This is a genomic window from Lelliottia nimipressuralis, assembly GCF_004115925.1.
GTDB classification, from domain to species: Bacteria; Pseudomonadota; Gammaproteobacteria; order Enterobacterales; family Enterobacteriaceae; genus Enterobacter; species Enterobacter nimipressuralis.
This window is the reverse complement of the sequence record NZ_SDDX01000026.1, coordinates 1-19,964: the sequence shown is the minus strand read 5'-3', so window position 1 is coordinate 19,964 and position 19,964 is coordinate 1. Positions and strand designations below refer to the sequence as shown.

The 19,964-nt window shown below is 55.6% G+C and carries 15 protein-coding genes and 1 rRNA gene; 6 read left to right on the top strand and 10 right to left on the bottom strand.

Annotated features, from left to right (window positions below; all coding sequences use genetic code 11):
* Nucleotides 1-15 precede the first annotated feature (15 nt).
* Entirely contained in the window at nt 16-258 is a 243-nt protein-coding gene (gene yjbE / locus ETG88_RS18980; protein ID WP_100778077.1) for an exopolysaccharide production protein YjbE, read from the bottom strand.
* Between the two features lie 365 nt (nt 259-623).
* Nucleotides 624-2,273 (bottom strand): glucose-6-phosphate isomerase, encoded by a 1,650-nt coding sequence (gene pgi, locus ETG88_RS18975; RefSeq protein ID WP_129036108.1) that lies wholly within the window; start codon nt 2,271-2,273, stop codon nt 624-626.
* A gap of 372 nt (nt 2,274-2,645) precedes the next feature.
* Here pgi and lysC point away from each other — a divergent pair, with 372 nt between their 5' ends.
* The 3 genes from lysC (at nt 2,646) to ETG88_RS18960 (ending at nt 5,368) form a co-directional block, all read left to right on the top strand.
* Nucleotides 2,646-3,995: a lysine-sensitive aspartokinase 3 gene (gene lysC / locus ETG88_RS18970; protein WP_100778079.1), complete on the top strand. Its 1,350-nt coding sequence runs from the start codon at nt 2,646-2,648 to the stop codon at nt 3,993-3,995.
* 92 nt (nt 3,996-4,087) lie between these two features.
* Nucleotides 4,088-5,032, top strand: a complete 945-nt coding sequence (gene panS, locus ETG88_RS18965; protein WP_129036107.1) for a ketopantoate/pantoate/pantothenate transporter PanS — start codon at nt 4,088-4,090, stop codon at nt 5,030-5,032.
* Between the two features lie 63 nt (nt 5,033-5,095).
* Complete coding sequence (locus ETG88_RS18960) at nt 5,096-5,368, top strand: YjbD family protein (RefSeq protein ID WP_100778081.1); 273 nt, start codon at nt 5,096-5,098, stop codon at nt 5,366-5,368.
* A 1-nt stretch (nt 5,369) separates the two neighbouring features.
* On the opposite strand, the gene rluF is transcribed toward ETG88_RS18960, so the two are convergent.
* Entirely contained in the window at nt 5,370-6,239 is an 870-nt protein-coding gene (gene rluF, locus ETG88_RS18955) for a 23S rRNA pseudouridine(2604) synthase RluF (RefSeq protein ID WP_100778082.1), read from the bottom strand.
* A gap of 197 nt (nt 6,240-6,436) precedes the next feature.
* On the opposite strand from rluF, the gene ETG88_RS18950 reads away from it, so the two are divergent.
* Nucleotides 6,437-6,754: a type II toxin-antitoxin system RelE/ParE family toxin gene (locus tag ETG88_RS18950; protein ID WP_100778083.1), complete on the top strand. Its 318-nt coding sequence runs from the start codon at nt 6,437-6,439 to the stop codon at nt 6,752-6,754.
* Nucleotides 6,747-7,034, top strand: coding sequence for an addiction module antidote protein (locus ETG88_RS18945; protein WP_100778084.1), 288 nt, complete (start codon nt 6,747-6,749; stop codon nt 7,032-7,034). Before ETG88_RS18950 ends, ETG88_RS18945 begins: the two co-directional genes overlap by 8 nt.
* Here ETG88_RS18945 and ETG88_RS18940 read toward each other — a convergent pair.
* Together ETG88_RS18940 and metH are read right to left on the bottom strand one after the other, a co-directional pair.
* Nucleotides 7,031-8,662: a Na/Pi cotransporter family protein gene (locus ETG88_RS18940; protein WP_100778085.1), complete on the bottom strand. Its 1,632-nt coding sequence runs from the start codon at nt 8,660-8,662 to the stop codon at nt 7,031-7,033. The genes ETG88_RS18945 and ETG88_RS18940 overlap by 4 nt on opposite strands.
* A gap of 175 nt (nt 8,663-8,837) precedes the next feature.
* Nucleotides 8,838-12,521 carry a methionine synthase gene (metH, locus tag ETG88_RS18935; protein WP_129036106.1) on the bottom strand — a complete coding sequence of 1,228 codons (3,684 nt, stop codon included), beginning with the start codon at nt 12,519-12,521 and terminating at the stop codon, nt 8,838-8,840.
* A 194-nt stretch (nt 12,522-12,715) separates the two neighbouring features.
* Here metH and iclR point away from each other — a divergent pair, with 194 nt between their 5' ends.
* Nucleotides 12,716-13,540 carry a glyoxylate bypass operon transcriptional repressor IclR gene (gene iclR / locus ETG88_RS18930; RefSeq protein WP_123429852.1) on the top strand — a complete coding sequence of 275 codons (825 nt, stop codon included), beginning with the start codon at nt 12,716-12,718 and terminating at the stop codon, nt 13,538-13,540.
* A gap of 46 nt (nt 13,541-13,586) precedes the next feature.
* On the opposite strand, the gene aceK is transcribed toward iclR, so the two are convergent.
* The 5 genes from aceK to rrf all read right to left on the bottom strand — a co-directional run bounded on the left by aceK (nt 13,587) and on the right by rrf (nt 19,915).
* Nucleotides 13,587-15,314, bottom strand: a complete 1,728-nt coding sequence (gene aceK, locus ETG88_RS18925; protein WP_129036105.1) for a bifunctional isocitrate dehydrogenase kinase/phosphatase — start codon at nt 15,312-15,314, stop codon at nt 13,587-13,589.
* 49 nt (nt 15,315-15,363) lie between these two features.
* A complete protein-coding gene (gene aceA / locus ETG88_RS18920) occupies nt 15,364-16,668 on the bottom strand; it encodes an isocitrate lyase (RefSeq protein WP_100780782.1) in 1,305 nt (434 codons plus the stop codon).
* A gap of 135 nt (nt 16,669-16,803) precedes the next feature.
* A complete protein-coding gene (aceB, locus tag ETG88_RS18915) occupies nt 16,804-18,405 on the bottom strand; it encodes a malate synthase A (RefSeq protein WP_129036104.1) in 1,602 nt (533 codons plus the stop codon).
* Between the two features lie 271 nt (nt 18,406-18,676).
* Nucleotides 18,677-19,606, bottom strand: a complete 930-nt coding sequence (gene metA / locus ETG88_RS18910) for a homoserine O-acetyltransferase MetA (protein ID WP_100778090.1) — start codon at nt 19,604-19,606, stop codon at nt 18,677-18,679.
* Between the two features lie 193 nt (nt 19,607-19,799).
* A 5S ribosomal RNA gene (rrf, locus tag ETG88_RS18905) occupies nt 19,800-19,915 on the bottom strand.
* Between the last annotated feature and the right edge of the window lie 49 nt (nt 19,916-19,964).

Sequence of the window (19,964 nt, the reverse complement as noted above, 5' to 3'; positions counted from 1 at the left end):
GTAATACACCCGTTATTACTGAGTGCTTGTTGTCGTGGTGGTCGTGGTTCCGGTATTGGAGCCATCACCGCCACCGGTTGCCGCCAGAGCGACACCCACGGCCGAGCCTACGGTGCTGGTCGCGGTTGCGGTAGAACTCCCCGCAGACGCAGACGTTGCCGCCGAACCTGCTGCTTCCCCGACCTGAACCGGAGCCGCATAGGCAGACGTCGCCGCAAGCGCAGATATGGCAAAAATGCCATACAGTACTTTCTTCATAACAATTTCCCTTCAATGAATGAATGGAGATTTGCCCAAAAAGAAATTCAGGCGGATTCGAGTATACACAACTAAAGCAGAGGGATTGCCGAACGGGGAAATAGGGGGATGGTTTTAGGACAAATGGATGAAAGTAAATAGCATCGGATATTTACTATTTATAAAACCATATTAAATCAACAAGTTATAATATACACAAAAACACAAAGGCTCCGTATATTCCTAAAATAACACCCAGTGATTAGCAGGGTAATCGACCTTTTCGGATTAAACTCAGAATAGAAATTTGCGCCAGGTAACGGACAACAGGAATTATCCGATAAAAAAATGCCGGCATTCCGCCGGCATTGATATGGGAATATTAATTATCCGCGCCAGGATTTATAGCGATTAATCAGACCATTCGTTGAACTGTCATGGCTGTTAATATCTTTGTCATCACCCAGCTCTGGCAGAATGCGGTTAGCCAGCTGTTTGCCCAGCTCTACGCCCCACTGATCGAAGGTGAAGATATTCAGGATCGCGCCCTGCGTGAAGATTTTGTGCTCATACAGCGCAATCAACGCACCCAGGCTGAACGGAGTGATTTCGCGCAGCAGGATGGAGTTGGTTGGGCGGTTGCCTTCGAAGACTTTGAACGGCACCACGTGTTCCAGCGTCGCCGGATCTTTACCCTGATCGCGATATTCCTGCTCCACCACGTCGCGCGCTTTACCAAACGCCAGCGCTTCGGTCTGGGCGAAGAAGTTAGACAGCAGCTTCTGATGATGGTCGGACAGCGCGTTGTGGGTCACCGCTGGCGCGATGAAATCACATGGGACCATTTTGGTGCCCTGGTGAATCAGCTGGTAGAACGCATGCTGACCGTTGGTGCCCGGCTCACCCCAGATGATTGGGCCAGTCTGGTAATCCACGGCGTTGCCGTTACGGTCAACGTATTTCCCGTTGGATTCCATGTTGCCCTGCTGGAAGTACGCCGCGAAGCGGTGCATGTACTGATCGTACGGCAGGATCGCTTCGGTTTCAGCGCCGAAAAAGTTGTTGTACCAGATGCCGATCAGTGCCAGCAACACCGGCAGGTTTTTCTCAGCCGGGGTGGTGGAGAAGTGCTTGTCCATCGCGTGCGCGCCGGAGAGCAGCTCAACAAAGTTGTCGTAGCCCACGGACAGGATGATCGACAGACCAATCGCTGACCACAGGGAGTAACGGCCGCCGACCCAGTCCCAGAATTCAAACATGTTCGCGGTATCGATGCCGAACTCGCCCACGGCTTTGCCGTTGGTAGAGAGCGCCGCGAAGTGTTTCGCCACGTGTTTGTTATCGCCAGCCGTTGCCAGGAACCAGTCGCGCGCGCTGTGGGCGTTGGTCATGGTTTCTTGCGTGGTGAAGGTTTTAGACGCAACCAGGAACAGGGTGGTTTCTGGATTCACTTTTTTCAGCACTTCGGCGATGTGGGTGCCATCGACGTTGGAGACGAAGTGCATGTTCAGATGGTTTTTGTATGGACGCAGCGCTTCGGTCACCATGAAGGGGCCGAGGTCAGAGCCGCCGATACCGATGTTGACCACGTCGGTGATCGCTTTACCGGTGTAGCCTTTCCAGCTGCCGGAGATAATGGCTTCAGAGAAGGTTTTCATCTTCTCAAGCACGGCGTTCACTTCCGGCATCACATCTTTGCCGTCAACGATAATCGGAGTATTGCTACGGTTGCGCAGGGCAACATGCAGAACAGCACGGTCTTCGGTGCGGTTAATCTTCTCGCCGGAGAACATGGACTTGATCGCCCCTGCCAGATCGGTCTCTTTCGCCAGATCCTGCAGTTTTGCCAGCGTCTCTTCGGTGATGCGGTTTTTGGAGAAGTCCACCAGCATCAGATCGTCGAAGGTTGCGGAGAATTTGCTGAAACGGTCGCCGTCTTTCGCGAACAGGTCCGCGATGGTGACGTCTTTCATTTCGTCGAAGTGTTTTTGTAGTGCCTGCCAGGCAGTTGTCTGCGTTGGATTGATATTTTTCATTAGCAATACTCTTGTGATTTGAGAATTGTGACTGCGGTCGATTGTAGCGCCTGCGCGCGGAAATTGTGATGGTTTTTATGCCATTGCCCTGGTCTGCATCAAACGGGCGTGAAAAGTCCCAAAAGTATAGTCGCTATAGCCAGCCCTATCGCGGTGGAATGTCCTCCGGATCGCCGTAAAACGAGGGATAAAATAATGGCTTGTTATTAGTCCTGTTACTGAGGGGTACCCCCCCATGAAAAATCCGCATAATCCCAGCGTTGACAGGACTCTCCCCACATTTTATTTATAGGGCGGTATTTGCGCCTGCACCTGTCATCGTTTCGTTCTTGTGCCATGGTCGCTTTATTCTTTCCCTGACACGAGGATGTTATGACGAGTTTTGTTGTCGCCAAATTTGGCGGTACCAGTGTGGCCGATTACGACGCCATGAACCGCAGCGCCGACGTGGTGCTGGCCGATCCGACGACCCGCCTGGTGGTGCTTTCTGCATCGGCTGGCGTGACGAATCTGCTGGTGGCCCTGTCAGAAGGACTGGAAGCGACCGAGCGCTTTGTAAAGCTCGATGCGCTGCGCAAAATTCAGTTCGATATTCTCGAACGTATGAAGAACCCTCAGGTGATTCGCGAGGAAGTCGAACGCCTGCTCGAAAATATCACCACTCTGGCGGAAGCCGCTTCCCTGGCAACATCGACGGCGCTGACCGACGAACTGGTGAGCCACGGCGAGCTGATGTCCACCCTGCTGTTCGTTGAGATCTTGCGTGAGCGCGACGTGCTGGCGCAGTGGTTTGACGTGCGCAAAGTGATGCGTACCAGTGACCGCTTTGGCCGTGCCGAACCGGACGTCGCGACCCTTTCCGAGCTGTCTAAACAGCAGCTGGCACCGCGACTGGCCGAAGGAATTGTCATTACCCAGGGCTTTATCGGGAGCGAAGCCAAAGGCCGCACCACCACTCTGGGCCGTGGCGGCAGCGACTACACGGCTGCGCTGCTTGGCGAAGCGCTGTACGCCTCCCGCGTGGATATCTGGACCGACGTCCCAGGCATCTATACCACCGACCCGCGCGTGGTGCCTGCCGCAAAACGTATTGATGTTATCGCCTTTGAAGAGGCTGCCGAAATGGCGACCTTCGGCGCGAAAGTGCTGCACCCGGCCACCCTGCTGCCTGCCGTACGCAGCGATATTCCGGTGTTTGTCGGATCGAGCAAAGATCCTAAAGCAGGGGGGACGCTGGTGTGTAAAAGCACAGAGAATCCTCCGCTGTTCCGCGCCCTGGCGCTGCGCCGCAAGCAAACGCTGGTGACGCTGCATAGTCTGAATATGCTGCACTCTCGCGGTTTCCTGGCGGAAGTGTTTGGGATTCTGGCGCGCCACAATATCTCGGTGGATCTGATCACCACTTCCGAAGTGAGCATTGCGCTGACGCTGGACACCACCGGCTCGACGTCGACGGGCGATACTCTGCTGACGCAATCGCTGCTGATGGAGCTTTCCGCCCTGTGCCGCGTTGAAGTTGAAGAGGATCTGGCGCTGGTCGCGATTATCGGCAACCAGCTGTCACGCGCCTGCGGCGTCGGCAAAGAGGTCTTTGGCGTGCTGGATCCGTTCAATATCCGCATGATTTGCTACGGCGCATCGAGCTATAACCTGTGCTTCCTGGTACCGGGTCACGAAGCCGAGCAGGTCGTGCAGAAACTTCATCATAATTTGTTTGAATAATATTCCTTAGCACGATAAACATTACCTATAGCCGGGCTCGAACCCGGCTTTTTTATAACTAAATAACACAACGTCATCGCAAGGAATTCACTATGTTATCCGCTATCACGCGGCTGTTCCCGTTATGGGCACTGCTGCTCTCTGTTCTCGCCTATTACACGCCATCGACTTTTACCCCTGTCGGCCCGTGGGTTACCACGCTGCTGATGCTGATCATGCTCGGCATGGGTGTGCATCTGAAAATCGACGACTTTAAGCGCGTGCTGTCGCGTCCGGCACCGGTCGCAGCGGGGATTTTCCTGCACTATCTGGTGATGCCGCTGGCCGCCTGGCTGCTGGCGCTGGCTTTCAAGATGCCACCGGATTTGTCCGCCGGTATGGTGCTGGTGGGAAGCGTCGCCAGCGGTACGGCTTCGAATGTGATGATCTACCTGGCCAAAGGCGACGTGGCGCTGTCGGTGACCATCTCATCCGTCTCAACGCTGGTGGGCGTTATCGCCACACCGCTGCTGACGCGTTTGTATGTGGATGCGCATATTCAGGTGGATGTGATGGGGATGCTGCTCTCCATCCTGCAAATCGTGGTGATTCCGATTGCGCTCGGTCTTGTCATTCACCACCTGTTCCCACGCGTCGTCAAAGCCGTGGAACCATACCTGCCTGCTTTTTCGATGGTCTGCATCCTGGCTATCATCAGCGCTGTGGTCGCAGGCTCTGCCTCGCACATCGCCTCGGTCGGTTTTGTGGTGATTATCGCGGTGATCCTGCATAACACCATTGGTCTGCTGGGCGGATACTGGGGCGGGAAACTGTTTGGCTTTGATGAATCGACCTGCCGCACGCTGGCGATTGAAGTGGGGATGCAGAACTCAGGCCTCGCGGCAGCGCTCGGTAAGATCTACTTCTCTCCGCTCGCGGCCCTGCCTGGCGCACTGTTCTCCGTGTGGCATAACCTGTCCGGCTCGCTGCTGGCGGGCTACTGGTCAGGAAAACCGATTACAGAGCCGTCGAAAAAAGAAGTGGTGAAAGAAAACTAATTCACTTCGCGCAAACCCCGGCTTGCTTTACACTGAAGCCTCTACTCTCAAGAGGCTTCAGGTATGTCCACACCGAGATTGACCCAGAAAGACATGACGGAAAGCGAGCAGCGCGAGCTGAAAACCCTGCTCGATCGCGCACGGATTGCACATGGTCGTACTCTGACAAACGCTGAAACCAATCAGGTGAAAAAAGAGTACATCGATAAACTGATGGCCCAGCGTGAAGTTGAAGCAAAAAAAGCCCGCAAACTTAAAAAAGCGCAGGCTTATAAACCGGATACGGAATCCACGTTCTCGTGGTCTGCTAACACCTCACCCCGTGGAAGGCGCTAATTTAGCGCCCTTTCTTTTTACGGCCCGGCTGCACGAAACGCTTCCCGGCAGGCTTGTTGCGCTCTTTTTCTGCGGATTTTGGCGCACTGACGACAGGCCGTTTAATCCCCTGCGTTTTCGGTTTTGCTTTGGCTTTCGGCTTCGCCTCGGAAGACGAACCTTCTATCAGCTTAAACAGCTCAATCAGCTCATCGCCTGTCAGATCGCGCCATTCGCCCTGCGGAATTCCGGAGAGGCTGACGTTCATGATGCGCGTTCGCTCCAGTTTCGTGACCTCAAAACCAAAGTGCTCACACATACGACGGATTTGACGGTTTAGCCCCTGCACCAGGGTAATGCGGAAGGTGAACGGCGCCTCTTTTTTGACTTTGCACTTCTTCGTGACGGTACCGAGAATCGGCACGCCCGCGCCCATACCGCGAATAAAATCATCCGTAACCGGCTTGTTGACCGTGACCAGATACTCTTTCTCATGATCGTTACCGGCGCGCAGGATTTTGTTCACCAGATCGCCATGGTTGGTGAGAAAAATCAGCCCCTGCGAGTCTTTGTCCAGACGCCCAATCGGGAAGATGCGGCTGCTGTGGTTGACGAAATCAACGATGTTATCCCGCTCGCCATCTTCCGTGGTGCTGACAATACCCACCGGTTTGTTCAACGCGATAAAGACCAGATCTTCTTCGTCTCTTGGTTCGATCAGCTGACCATTCACTTTTACCACGTCGCCAGGCACCACCTGATCGCCAATGGTGGCGCGTTTACCGTTCAGGAAAACGTTACCTTGCTCGATGTAACGATCGGCCTCGCGACGCGAGCAGATTCCGCTCTCGCTAATGTATTTGTTTAATCGGGTTGATTGGGTGGGCAGCATAATTTCTCCTTAATGGGCGAAATATACCTTAGGTTTGGGCTGGTAAAAAGATTAGCCGGTAAAAACTGACTTTCCCTTTTCCGCCTTGCGAGGCGGCTTCAGGATCTGCGTTTCGCCCATTTATCAGATGACGATTTTCTTCTAATTTCACGCCATGAGTTCATTCGGGATGTAGTTTAAAAAATACATGGAGTAGTATGAAGGAAATCGTTCAGACACCCTCTTTCCGCTGCTGGGAGCAAAACCTAAAAGATAAAAGGCTCAAGACGCTCATTGCCGCCCGCCTTTTTCGTTTAGCCAACGGTTTGCCAGGGGATGTGAAGCCTGTCGGGGAAGGGGTCAGCGAGTTGCGAATTCACTATGGTCCTGGTTACCGCATCTATTTCAAACACTATGACGAGATTTTGCTCGTATTGCTGAGCGGCGGAAACAAAAGCAGCCAGGACAGAGACATACAACTGGCTAAGACGTTTGCCAGATCGCTTGAACCCAATGAGTTTATAAGCCATGAATAAATTTACGCTGTACGATCCCGCCAGTGCGCTTGTCGATGATGATGAAATCGCTGTGTTTATGGCTGATGCATTTGAAACCGGAGACGCCGCTTATATAGCAAAAGCGTTGGGCGTCATTGCCCGGGCAAAGGGGATGAGCCAAATAGCCGCTCAGACGGGTTTATCTCGTGAACAACTCTATCGTTCATTCAGCGAGAAAGGTAACCCAACGCTCAAAACCACGTTAACGGTCATGCAAGCGCTGGGTCTCTCTTTAACGATTAAAAGTGCGCACGATTAATACTCATCCCTTTCATCATCTTCATCCGGCTGTTCCATGACGCTGTAGGCCACCGAGCAGAACAGGGAGTTGAGACGTTTCATGTCGCCAAGCAGCCCCAGGTGCAGGGAGCTGGTTTCGATACTTTGCACGTTTTGCTGGTGCAGACGGTCAACGTGCGCGTGGGAGTATCGGCGGTTGAGGATACGGAAGCGATGCTTGTTGCGGCGCAAACGGCGAGCGCTGGGCACGTCGCCAGAGAAGAAGACCGACATGGCCAGCTGCAGGTTACTGAGTAATTGATCGTGCAGCGCATCCAGTTCAGCAACCCCTTCCAGCGAAAACGCCCGACGGGCGGCCAGCGATTTGTCGGCGATTTCACTGCCCATACGCTCGACAATATCGGATGCCTGCTCAAGGTTGAGGGACATCTCAATGATCTCGGCCCAGCGGCGGGATTCCTCTTCCGCCAGCTCGTCTTGCGGCATACGCGCGAGATAGAGTTTGATCGCGGTGTAGAGCACGTTGATATCATCGGCCAGTTTGCGCAGCTCTTTCTCCTCGCGAGGCTCGCCGTGCATCACTTTCTTCAGTCCATCCAGCATGGTTTCCATCGCGTCGCCCATACGCAGGGTTTCGCGGGCGGCATTGGCCAGCGCCAGCGCCGGGGTATCCAGCGCTGAAGTGTCGAGATGCTTCGGCTTCAGGCGGGCGTCCAGCTCGGGCTCATCGCGGATCATGCGCTTGCAGAACCGCGCCATTGGCCCGGCGAACGGCACCATCGCCAGACAGCGCACCAGGTTGTAGAAGACGTGGAAGTAGATCACCAGCTCAGCTTTCGGCAGCGGCAGGTTATCCATCAGATTCGCCAGCGGGTGAACAAACGGCAGGATTATCAGGCTGCCCACCAGCTTAAAGAGCAAACTCCCCAGCGCCACGCGACGGGCCGCAGCGTTCGCACCGCTGTTGTTGAGCATCGCCAGCAGACCCGAGCCGAGGTTCGCGCCGATCACCAGGCACAGCGCCACCGGGAAGGAGATCGCCCCTGCGGTGGTCAGGGTGGCGGTCAACAGCACGGCCGCCAGACTGGAGTAACTGATGATGGCAAACACCGCGCCAATCAGCGCGTCGAGCATGATGTCGCCCGTCAGTGAGGCGAAAATCACCTGCACACCGTTGGCCTGGGTGATCGGCGTAACCGCCTGCACGATCAGCTCCAGCGCCAGCAGAATCAGCCCGAGACCAATCCCTACGCGCCCCAGCTGTCCTTCGCGGGTCTGTTTGCGGCCAAGGAAGAAGATGACGCCGATGAAAATCAGCAGCGGTGACAGCCAGGAGAGATCGAAGGTCAGGATACGCGCCATCAGCGCGGTCCCGACGTCTGCACCCAGTACAATCACCAGCGCCGGCGTCAGCGCCACCAGATCTTGCGCCACAAACGATGTGACGAGCATGGTGGTGGCATTACTGCTTTGCACGAGGGCGGTGACGCCGATCCCCGCGCAGAAGGCGAGCGGCTTCTTCTCAACGCTGCGGCTGAGGACGGTGCGTAAGCGCGCGCCAAAGACGCGCATCACGCCGGTACGAACAATGTGCGTGCCCCAGACCAGCAGGGCGACGGCCGATAGCAGGTGTAACAACGTCAGCACGGAAGTGGGTTCTCCTTATTGTTATCGATTCCTGAAGCCCATGCCTGAAACGCCGGATAGCGCGTAGCTTATCCAGCCTACGATGAGCCTGAGCTTGCTTAAGTATAAGGGTTTAAACGCAATAAAGAGACAGGGCGCCCGATGAGCGCCCTGTTAGTTGTAAGGAAAAGTGACGTTAATCAGCGTCGTAGCCCAGATTCGGGGCCAGCCAGCGCTCTACTTCTGAGACACTCATCCCTTTGCGCAAGGCGTAGTCTTCCACCTGATCGCGCTGGATTTGCGCCACCGCGTAGTATTTGCTGTCAGGGTGGCTGAAATACCAGCCCGAGACGGACGCGCCCGGCCACATGGCGTAGGATTCGGTAAGCTTCATGCCCGTATGGGTTTCCACATCCAGCAACTGCCAGATGGTGCCCTTTTCCGTGTGCTCCGGACAGGCCGGATAGCCCGGTGCCGGGCGAATCCCCTGGTAGTTCTCGCGAATCAGCTCCTCGTTGCTGAGGTTTTCATTTGCCGCGTAGCCCCAATGGACTTTACGCACCCGCTCATGCAGGTATTCAGCGAAGGCTTCTGCCAGGCGGTCAGCAATCGCTTTCACCATGATTTTATTGTAGTCATCGTGCTGCGCTTCGTAAGCCTCGGCGAGAGCATCCTCTTCCAGCCCGCCGGTAACGGCGAACGCGCCGATGTAGTCCGCTTTGCCGCTGAGTTTTGGCGCAACGAAATCGGCCAGGCAGTAGTTGGCAAACCCGACTTTCTCGGTTTGCTGGCGCAGATGACGGCTCACCGCCAGCACGTTAGTGCGGGTTTCATCGCGATAAATTTCGATGTCATCTCCGACGCGGTTCGCCGGGAACAGCCCCACGACGCCGCGCGGATTGAGGCTCTTTTCAGCGCTGAGCTGGTCGAGCAGATCGTTGGCGTCTTTAAACAGGCGCTGCGCCTCTTCACCGACCACCTCATCTTCAAGAATGCGCGGGTATTTTCCCGCAAGCGACCAGGTCATGAAGAACGGCGTCCAGTCGATGTAATTACGCAGGGTTTCGATGTTCGCCGTGACCGCCTGCACGCCCAGGCGATGCGCCACCGGCGGCGTGTAACTTGCCCAGTCGAAAGCCAGATCGTTTTCCCGCGCGGCGGCTAGCGTCACTGGCGGAGTGCGCGGTTTTTTGCGGCCATGCTGGATACGAACGGTGTCGTACTCTTTGCGGGTTTTCGCGACAAAATCATCACGCTGGGTCGCAGAGAGCAAGGCCGACACCACCCCCACGGTGCGTGAGGCGTTCTGTACGTAGACCGTCGGCCCGCTATAGTTTTGCTCGATTTTCACCGCAGTGTGCGCTTTTGAGGTCGTCGCACCGCCAATCAGCAGCGGAATGGTAAAGCCCTGGCGCTCCATCTCCTTCGCCACGTTGACCATTTCGTCCAGCGACGGCGTGATAAGCCCGGAAAGGCCGATCAAATCCGCATTCACTTCGCGCGCGGTTTTGAGGATTTTGTCTGCCGGTACCATCACACCGAGGTCGATGATTTCGTAGTTATTGCACTGCAGTACCACGCCGACGATATTTTTGCCGATATCGTGGACGTCGCCTTTGACGGTGGCGATCACCATCTTGCCGTTGGTCTGCCCTTTTTCTTTGCTGGCCTCAATGTAGGGTTCGAGATAGGCCACCGCCTGTTTCATAACGCGCGCGGATTTGACCACCTGCGGCAGGAACATTTTGCCCTCGCCAAACAGGTCGCCGACCACGTTCATCCCGTCCATCAGCGGCCCTTCGATCACCTCAATCGGGCGAGCGGAGAGCTGGCGGGCCTCTTCGGTATCCAGCTCGATAAATTCAGTAATGCCTTTGACCAGCGAGTATTCCAGACGCTTTTTCACGTCCCACGAGCGCCACTCGGCCTGCTGAACCTGGGCGCTTTCGTCGCTTTTACTGCCGCGATATTTCTCCGCCAGCTCCAGCATCCGTTCAGTGGAGTCGTCGCGGCGGTTGAGGATCACGTCTTCCACGGCGTCGCGCAGCTCGGCGGGCAGGTCGTCATAAATTGCCAGCTGTCCGGCGTTGACGATCCCCATATCCATGCCGTTACGGATGGCGTAGTAGAGGAACACGGCGTGAATGGCTTCACGAACCGGATCGTTACCGCGGAATGAGAACGAAACGTTGGAGACACCGCCGGAGATCAGCGCATGCGGCAGCTCGCGTTTGATATCCTCGCAGGCGCCGATAAAGTCCTGCGCGTAGTTGTTGTGCTCTTCGATACCCGTCGCGACGGCAAAGATATTGGGGTCGAAAATGATGTCTTCTGGCGGGAAACCGACCTCTCCCGTCAGGATTTTGTACGCGCGGCGGCAAATCTCAATCTTGCGTTCGCGGGTATCGGCCTGGCCGACTTCGTCAAACGCCATCACCACCACAGCCGCGCCATAGCGGCGCACCCGTTTAGCGTGATGAATAAACGGCTCCACCCCCTCTTTCATCGAGATAGAGTTAACAATGCCTTTGCCCTGAATGCACTTCAGCCCTTTTTCGATGACGTCCCACTTTGAGGAGTCAATCATGATCGGCACGCGGGCGATGTCCGGCTCACCGGCAATCAGATTCAGGAAACGCACCATCGCCGCTTCGGCGTCGAGCATCCCTTCATCCATGTTGATATCGATGATCTGCGCACCGCTTTCCACCTGCTGGCGGGCAACGTCCAGCGCTTCGCTGTATTTTTCTTCTTTGATTAACCGCTTGAACTTAGCGGAACCGGTGACGTTAGTACGTTCACCGACGTTCACAAACAGGCTGTCATCGGCGATGGTCAGCGGCTCAAGGCCCGCCAGACGACAAGCCACCGGCAGCGTCGGTAACGGGCGCGGCGGCAAGCCTGCGACGGCATTGCTCATGGCAGCGATATGTTCCGGCGTGGTGCCGCAGCAGCCGCCGACGATGTTCAGGAAACCCGATTCTGCCCACTCCCGAATTTGCGCGGCCATCGTCGTTGCATCGAGATCGTATTCGCCAAAGGCATTTGGCAGGCCGGCGTTCGGGTGCGCCGTAACGTAGCACTCGGCGATGCGGGAGAGTTCCTGCACGTACTGGCGCAGTTCATCCGGGCCGAGGGCGCAGTTGAGGCCAAATGTGAGGGCATCCGCGTGGCGCAGGGAGTTGTAAAACGCTTCCGTCGTCTGACCGGAAAGGGTGCGCCCGGAGGCATCCGTAATGGTGCCCGAGACCATAATCGGCAGATCGACGCCCAGCGCTTCCATCTCTTCCTTCACCGCAAAGATCGCGGCTTTCGCGTTGAGGGTGTCGAACACCGTTTCGATCATGATCAGATCGCAGCCCCCTTCCACCAGCGCTTTGGTGGATTCACGATAGGCTTCGACCAGCTGATCAAAGGTCACGTTACGGAAGGCCGGATCGTTTACATCCGGTGAAATCGAGGCGGTACGGTTGGTGGGGCCAAGCACCCCGGCGACGTAGCGCGGTTTGTCCGGCGTGCGGGCCGTCCATGCATCGGCGCAGGCGCGCGCCAGCCTGGCGGCCTCAAAATTGATTTCTGCCGACAGGGATTCCATCTGGTAATCCGCCATGGCGATGGTTGTCGAGTTGAAGGTATTGGTTTCGACGATGTCCGCGCCCGCCTCAAAATAGGCGTTATGGATGGCCGCGATGACATCCGGTTTACTCAGCACCAGCAGGTCATTGTTCCCTTTCAGGTCGCAAGGCCAGTCGGCGAAACGCTCGCCGCGAAAATCGTCTTCACTCAGACGATAGCTCTGGATCATGGTGCCCATGCCGCCGTCCAGCACCAGAATTCGTTCATTTAACTGCGCACGCAGTTGATCTACTTTGCTGCTCACACTCGCTCCCGACAACGCTCAACAAGGCCAAAAGGCCAGCAGTCCATACTGGCATAATCTCGCAGGGTGGAGAAGTGACGCAGCGTTAACATGAGACATGTTCACTATCACTCCTCCGATCAGTCAGGATAACGGTTGCAAATTCACCAAATAAAACGAAAATGATTTCCACGATACAGAAAAAGGATTCCGTCATGGTCGCTACCGTTCCCGCAAAACGCGGCAGAAAACCTGCTGCCACCACCGCGCCGCCAGGCGGACAAGTTCAGTCGCTCACACGCGGATTAAAGCTGCTGGAATGGATCGCGGAATCCCACAGCAGCGTGGCTCTGACCGAGCTGGCGCAGCAGGCAGGCCTGCCGAACTCCACCACGCACCGTCTGTTAAGCACCATGCAGCAGTTGGGCTTTGTCCGTCAGGTGGGTGAACTGGGCCACTGGTCCGTCGGTGCCCATGCGTTTATCGTCGGCAGCAGCTTTTTGCAGAGCCGTAATCTGCTGGCGATTGTGCATCCGATCCTGCGCAAACTGATGGAAGATTCTGGCGAGACGGTCAACCTGGCGGTGCTCGATCAAAGCGACCATCAGGCGATTATCATTGACCAGGTGCAGTGTACGCAGCTGATGCGGATGTCCGCACCCATTGGCGGTAAGCTGCCGATGCATGCGTCGGGTGCGGGGAAAGCCTTTCTCTCGCAGCTCAGCGAGGAGCAAGTTACTGGCCTGCTGCACCGCAAAGGGCTGCATGCCTATACGCATGCCACGCTGGTCTCCCCGCTGCATCTGAAGGATGATTTGGCCCAGACGCGCAAGCGCGGCTATTCGTTCGATGATGAAGAACATGCGCTGGGTCTGCGCTGTATCGCGGCGTGTATTTTTGATGAGCACCGCGAACCCTTCGCCGCGATCTCCATTTCTGGGCCGATCTCGCGCGTGACCGATGACCGCGTCACCGAGCTGGGCGCGCTGGTCATCAAAGCGGCGAAGGAAGTGACGCTGGCGTATGGTGGGATTCGCTAAGCTTGTATGCGGCCTGATTCCCTCTCCTCGTAAGAGAGGGGAAACACTACATTGACCACCGCACGCTAAAACGCTGCCGCCTGCGGTAGGCGTACACATCTTCAACGTAACCGTTTTTGATGCGCGTTTGCAGACCGCGCCAGTAGTCGGCGTGGAACAGATCTTCGTGCATCTCTGCAAATAACGGCCCGATGCGCGGGTCGGCGCAGAGCCAGTGGCGAAACTCCTCCGGGAAGACATCGCCCGGCGAGACGCTGTACCACGGCTCGCTGGCCAGCTCATCTTCCGGATAGCGCGCAGCCGGGATATCGCGGAAATTCACCTCGGTCATATAGCAAATTTCATCGTAATCGTAGAACACCACCCGCCCGTGGCGCGTCACGCCAAAGTTTTTAAACAGCATATCGCCGGGAAAAATATTGGCCGCTGCCAGTTGGCGGATCGCGTTGCCGTACTCTTCAATCGCATCACGCAGCGCCTGGCCGTCCACCTGCTCCAGCCAGATATTGAGCGGCACCATTCGGCGTTCGATATAAAGATGGCTGATGGCAATCTTATCGCCCAGATCGGTGATTTTGCCCGGCGCTTCCTGCATTAGCAGGGTCATTAGCGCAGGCGCGATCTGCCGTTTATCCAGCACAAAGTTTTCGAACTCCTGGGTGTCGGCCATGCGCCCCACGCGGTCGTGCTCTTTGACCAGCTGATAGCAGGCGCGGACGTGCGCCGCCGTCATCTCTTTCTGCGGCGCGAATTTATCTTTGATGACCTTAAACACACGATCAAAACCCGGCAGCGTGAAGACCAGCATCACCATCCCACGAATACCAGGCGCTTCGATGAACTGTTCGTCGCTACTGCTGATGTAGTGCAGGTATTCGCGATAGCTCTCAGTTTTCGCGTGTTTTTGACAGCCAATCGCCATATACAGCTCAGCGGTGGTTTTGACGGGGAGCAGCTCGCGCAGCCACTCCACCAACGCGGCGGGGTGTGGCGCATAAACCATGAAATAGGAGCGGGCGAAGCCGAAGACAATGCTCGCCTCGGCGCTGGTTGTCAGACAGGTATCGACAAAAAGCTCGCCATCATCCGTACGATGGATCGGCAACAGAAAGGGAATGGTGGCCGTGGGGGTGAGCAACTTCCCGACCAGCCAGGCGGCTTTATTGCGGAAAAACAGTTCGTTAGCCACCTGTAAATGGCTGCGTTGTAAAACGTCGGTGCCGAAAGCGTCCGTCAGATGCGCGACGATATAGCCCACGTCGCGCGTTTTGTTTTGCCATGGCAAACGCAGCGGTAAATCCGAGAGCATTTTGCTCAACAGACTTTCCCAGCCGTGTTCGGGGAAGAAATCCTTCGCCAGCGGGCGCGGGATGGTGCGAAAGCGACGCTCAGGCTGAGAGCTGAAAATAAATAACCGCTCAGGAGATAACGAGCGGTGGTCAAATAACCGGCAATAGACGGAGTTGAAAAAGCTCTCCGCAATCTCGAAGCGCGGGTAATCCGGCAACAGATGGGTGTAGTGCTCTTTTACGCGGAGCAGAAAATCGGCGTCGGGGCTTTTGCCATCGGTAATGCAGCGCAACTGCTCGACCACCAGACCCACGTGATGATCGTAAAGATGGATACGCTGTTTCATCGCCTGCTGTACGGCGTGCCAGTCGGCGTGTTCGAAGCGCTGCTGCGCGCCTGAAGTCACTTCCAGAAAACGGCCATACTGCGCGTCGAAGCCCTGCAGGATGGTTTGTGCAATCAGTAACTCCAGGCCACGCGACATAGGCTCCCCTCATCCCGGCCCTCTCCCCTGCGGGGAGAGGGGGAAAACATCAGAACTGTGATTCTTCAGTCGAACCGGTCAACGCCGTAACCGATGAGGCGCCGCCCTGAATGATCGTCGTGACGTTGTCGAAATAGCCCGTGCCCACTTCCTGCTGGTGAGAGGCAAAGGTGTAGCCCTCTTTGCTGGCTGCAAATTCTGGCTGCTGCACTTTTTCCACGTAGTGCTTCATGCCCTCGCCCTGCGCGTAGGCGTGGGCCAGATCGAACATGTTGAACCACATGCTGTGGATACCCGCGAGGGTGATGAACTGGTATTTGTAGCCCATCTCAGAGAGTTGCTGCTGGAAGCTGGCGATGGTTTTATCATCCAGATTCTTCTGCCAGTTGAACGACGGCGAGCAATTGTATGCCAGCAGTTTGCCTGGATATTTAGCATGGATCGCATCGGCAAAGCGTTTTGCCAGCGCCAGGTCCGGCGTGGAGGTTTCGCACCACACCAGGTCGGCATACGGGGCGTAGGCCAGACCGCGGCTGATAGCCTGCTCGATACCCGCATGCGTACGGTAGAACCCTTCGCTGGTGCGCTCACCGGTAATGAATTCGCTGTCGTAAGGGTCGCAGTCAGAGGTAATCAGATCCGCCGCGTCCGCATCGGTACGGGCGATAACCAGGGTCGGCACGCCCAGAACATCCGCCGCCAGACGCGCGGCGACCAGTTTCTGGATCGCTTCTTGCGTCGGCACCAGCACTTTGCCGCCCATATGGCCGCACTTCTTCACGGACGCGAGCTGATCTTCAAAGTGAACCGCCGCTGCACCGGCTTCAATCATTGATTTCATCAGCTCAAACGCATTCAGTACGCCGCCAAAACCTGCTTCGGCATCCGCCACGATAGGCAGGAAGTAGTCCACGAAACGCGGATCGTTTGGCTCAATGCCGGATGCCCACTGGATCTGATCCGCGCGACGGAAAGTGTTGTTGATCCGATCGACCACCGAGGGTACGGAGTTGGCCGGATAGAGCGACTGATCCGGATACATGCTGGAGGCCAGGTTGGCGTCGGCCGCCACCTGCCAGCCGGAGAGATAGACCGCTTCAATCCCCGCTTTCGCCTGCTGCAACGCCTGGCCACCGGTCAACGCACCGAGGCTGTTGATATACCCTTTTTTCGATTCGCCGTGCAGCAGACGCCACATTTTCGCGGCACCGAGCTGCGCCAGCGTGCATTCCGGATTGACCGAACCGCGCAGTTTCACCACTTCCTCTGCGCTGTACGGGCGGTTGATGCCTTCCCAGCGCGGTTGAGTCCACTCTTTTTGTAATTCTTCGATTTGTTGGGTACGGGTTTTCATGTGCAGATGCTCCATATTATCGTCCTGGCTTCCCAGGCGTTATTGGTGAAGGCAGTTTGGTCACGGCCAGCGCTAGAACCAACGGGATTCTGAGCACTGCCGGGGCCAAAATGGCGAACAAAATAGCCTGGGTAGTTAGGCCAGCAGGCGATAGCCGGGCAAAGTAAGGAAGTCGATTAATTCTTCAGACGTCGTGATTTGCTCCATCAGACGCGCGGCATCGTCAAAACGGCCACTGCTGAAGCGGTGTTCGCCCAGCTCGTCCTGAATCACCCGCATCTCTTCGGCAAGCATCTGGCGGAACAGGGATTTAGTGACCGGTTTGCCGTTATTGAGCGTTTTCTGGTGGTGGATCCACTGCCAGATAGAGGTACGTGAGATTTCCGCCGTGGCGGCATCTTCCATCAGGCCGTAAATCGGGACGCAACCATTGCCCGAGATCCATGCTTCGATGTACTGGACCGCAACGCGAATATTGGCGCGCATGCCTGCTTCAGTTCGCTCGCCCTCGCACGGCATCAGCAGCTCTTCAGCTGAGACAGGTGCGTCGTCTTCGCGGGTGACGAAAAGCTGATTTTTGTTCTCACCCAGTACGCTGTTGAAAACCTCCATCGCCGTGTCCGCCAGACCCGGATGGGCAACCCAGGTGCCATCGTGGCCGTTGCGGGCTTCAAGCTCTTTATCCGCCTTCACTTTGGTCAGCACCTGATTATTGCGCTCGGCATCTTTACTCGGAATAAAGGCCGCCATCCCCCCCATCGCGAACGCGCCGCGTTTATGGCAGGTCTTGATCAGCAGGCGTGAGTAGGCACTCAGGAAAGGCTTGTCCATAGTGACCGCCTGGCGATCGGGCAGCACGCGGTCTGGATGATTTTTCAGGGTTTTGATGTAGCTGAAGATGTAATCCCAGCGCCCACAATTCAGGCCGACGATGTGGTCGCGCAGGGCGTGCAGGATTTCATCCATCTGGAACACTGCCGGCAGCGTTTCGATCAGCAGGGTGGCTTTGATGGTGCCGCGCGGCAGATTGAAGCGATCTTCCGCGTAGCTGAATACCTCGCTCCACCAGGCCGCTTCCTGCCATGACTGCGTTTTTGGCAGGTAGAAATAAGGGCCACTCCCTTTTGCCAGCAGGCTTTTATGGTTGTGGAAGAAGTAGAGCGCAAAATCAAACAGGCTTCCGGGAATGGCTTCGTTGCGCCATGTGACGTGTTTTTCAGGCAGATGCAGGCCGCGCACACGGCAAATCAGTACGGCAGGATTGGGTTTCAGCTGATAGATTTTTCCGGCTTCATTGGTGTAGCTGATAGTGCCATTGACCGCATCGCGCAGGTTAATTTGCCCCTCGATCACTTTACGCCAGTCTGGCGCCAGTGAATCTTCGAAGTCTGCCATGAACACTTTTACATTGGCATTCATAGCGTTAATCACCATTTTACGCTCAACCGGGCCGGTGATTTCGACGCGACGATCCTGTAAATCCTGCGGAATACCACGGATTTTCCAGGCTGAGTTACGAATGGAAGCGGTTTCCGAAATGAAGTCTGGAAGCTTACCGTTATCGATGTCCTGCTGTTGCTGAATACGAGCCGCCAGCAGTTTATTGCGCTTCGGTGCAAAGCGTGTCACCAGCTCAGCCAGAAACTCGACGGCATCTGGTGTCAGAACCTGCTGTTCCAGCTCACCATTGGGTTGGTTAAACGTCAGTTCATCGGTGGTCGTTGCCTGTTGATTCATTTCGCTGCTCCTCATCAAAGATCCAAAAAAGCGTCCCCCACTGCGAGCGAAAGATCGTTGTGTGGTTTTCGCTCAGCAGATTTAAGACTATCCATTATTTTTCTAAAATCAAAAACAATTTCCATTTTAATTAAATATTGTTCTTATCTTATTGATTAGGAAGAGATTAAAAATCATTTAACGGATGAGGGGTGTTTCGGAAATAAAAAAGGCACCCGAAGGTGCCTGATCTGGAATGCTGAAACGCTTTAGGATCGTTCTGCGCAGAGGATTAATCTAACGTCGGATTCATGTGGCGCAGATCGTATGGCGTGATCTGGTAGACGTAATAGTTGAGCCAGTTAGTAAACAGCAAATTGCCATGGCTGCGCCAGGTTGCTCTTGGCGTGTTTTGCGGATCGTTTTTCGGGAAATAGTTGTACGGCACTTCCGGGGTTAACCCCGCTTCCACATCGCGGAAAAATTCGCTCGCCAGGGTATGCGCATCGTATTCCGGATGTCCCGTCACAAAGGCGATACGTTTGTCTTTACTGGCGAACAGATAGGCGTCGCCATCTTCCGTTTCGGCCAGGATCTCGAGATCCGTGTAATCACGAATCAGCGCGGCCGGGAAATCCGCGTAGCGCGAGTGAGGCGCGAGGAAAGAGTCGTCAAAACCGCGCGTCAGCAACGCATGAGGATGGAGAATATGGTGTTCGTAGACGCCAGACAGCTTTTCCGTACGGGTTTGCTTCGGGATGCCATAGAGAATATTCAGTGCCGCTTGTACCGCCCAACAGACAAAGAGCGTTGAAGTGACGTGATCTTTGGCCCACTCGAGTACCTGTTTGATCTGCGGCCAGTAGGCCACGTCGTTGAACTCAACCAGGCCCAGCGGTGCACCCGTGACGATCAGACCATCAAAGTTGTCGTTGCGGATATCTTCGAAGTTGCAGTAGAAGTTATTGAGATGCTCGGACGGTGTGTTGCGCGATTCACGGGCATCGACGCGCAGCAGCTGGATGTCCACCTGTAGCGGGGAGTTGGAGAGCAAGCGCAGGAACTGGTTTTCCGTCTCAATCTTTTTGGGCATCAGGTTGAGGATGAGAACCTTAAGTGGACGAATTTCCTGACCTGTCGCGCGCGAGGCCTTCATCACGAAGACATTCTCTTCACGCAAGAAATTAACGGCTGGCAGCTCGTCCTGCACCCTAATCGGCATAACCTTATATCCTCACAGCATACGTATAAACGTTTAGACATCCAGATAGCTGACAATACCCAGGAATCGTGCGAATGTCGAGTCTGTAAGAGGAAGGTGAGAAAGTTTCACGGAGGGGAAACAGGGGAACAAATAAGAAAGGACAAAAACGAAAAAAGGCCATCCTTGCGGATGGCCTCTTCACTTGTTTGATGCCTGGCAGTTCCCTACTCTCACATGGGGAGACCCCACACTACCATCGGCGCTACGGCGTTTCACTTCTGAGTTCGGCATGGGGTCAGGTGGGACCACCGCGCTAAAGCCGCCAGGCAAATTCTGTATCAACACGCATTCCTGCGCATTAATTAATCTGTATCAG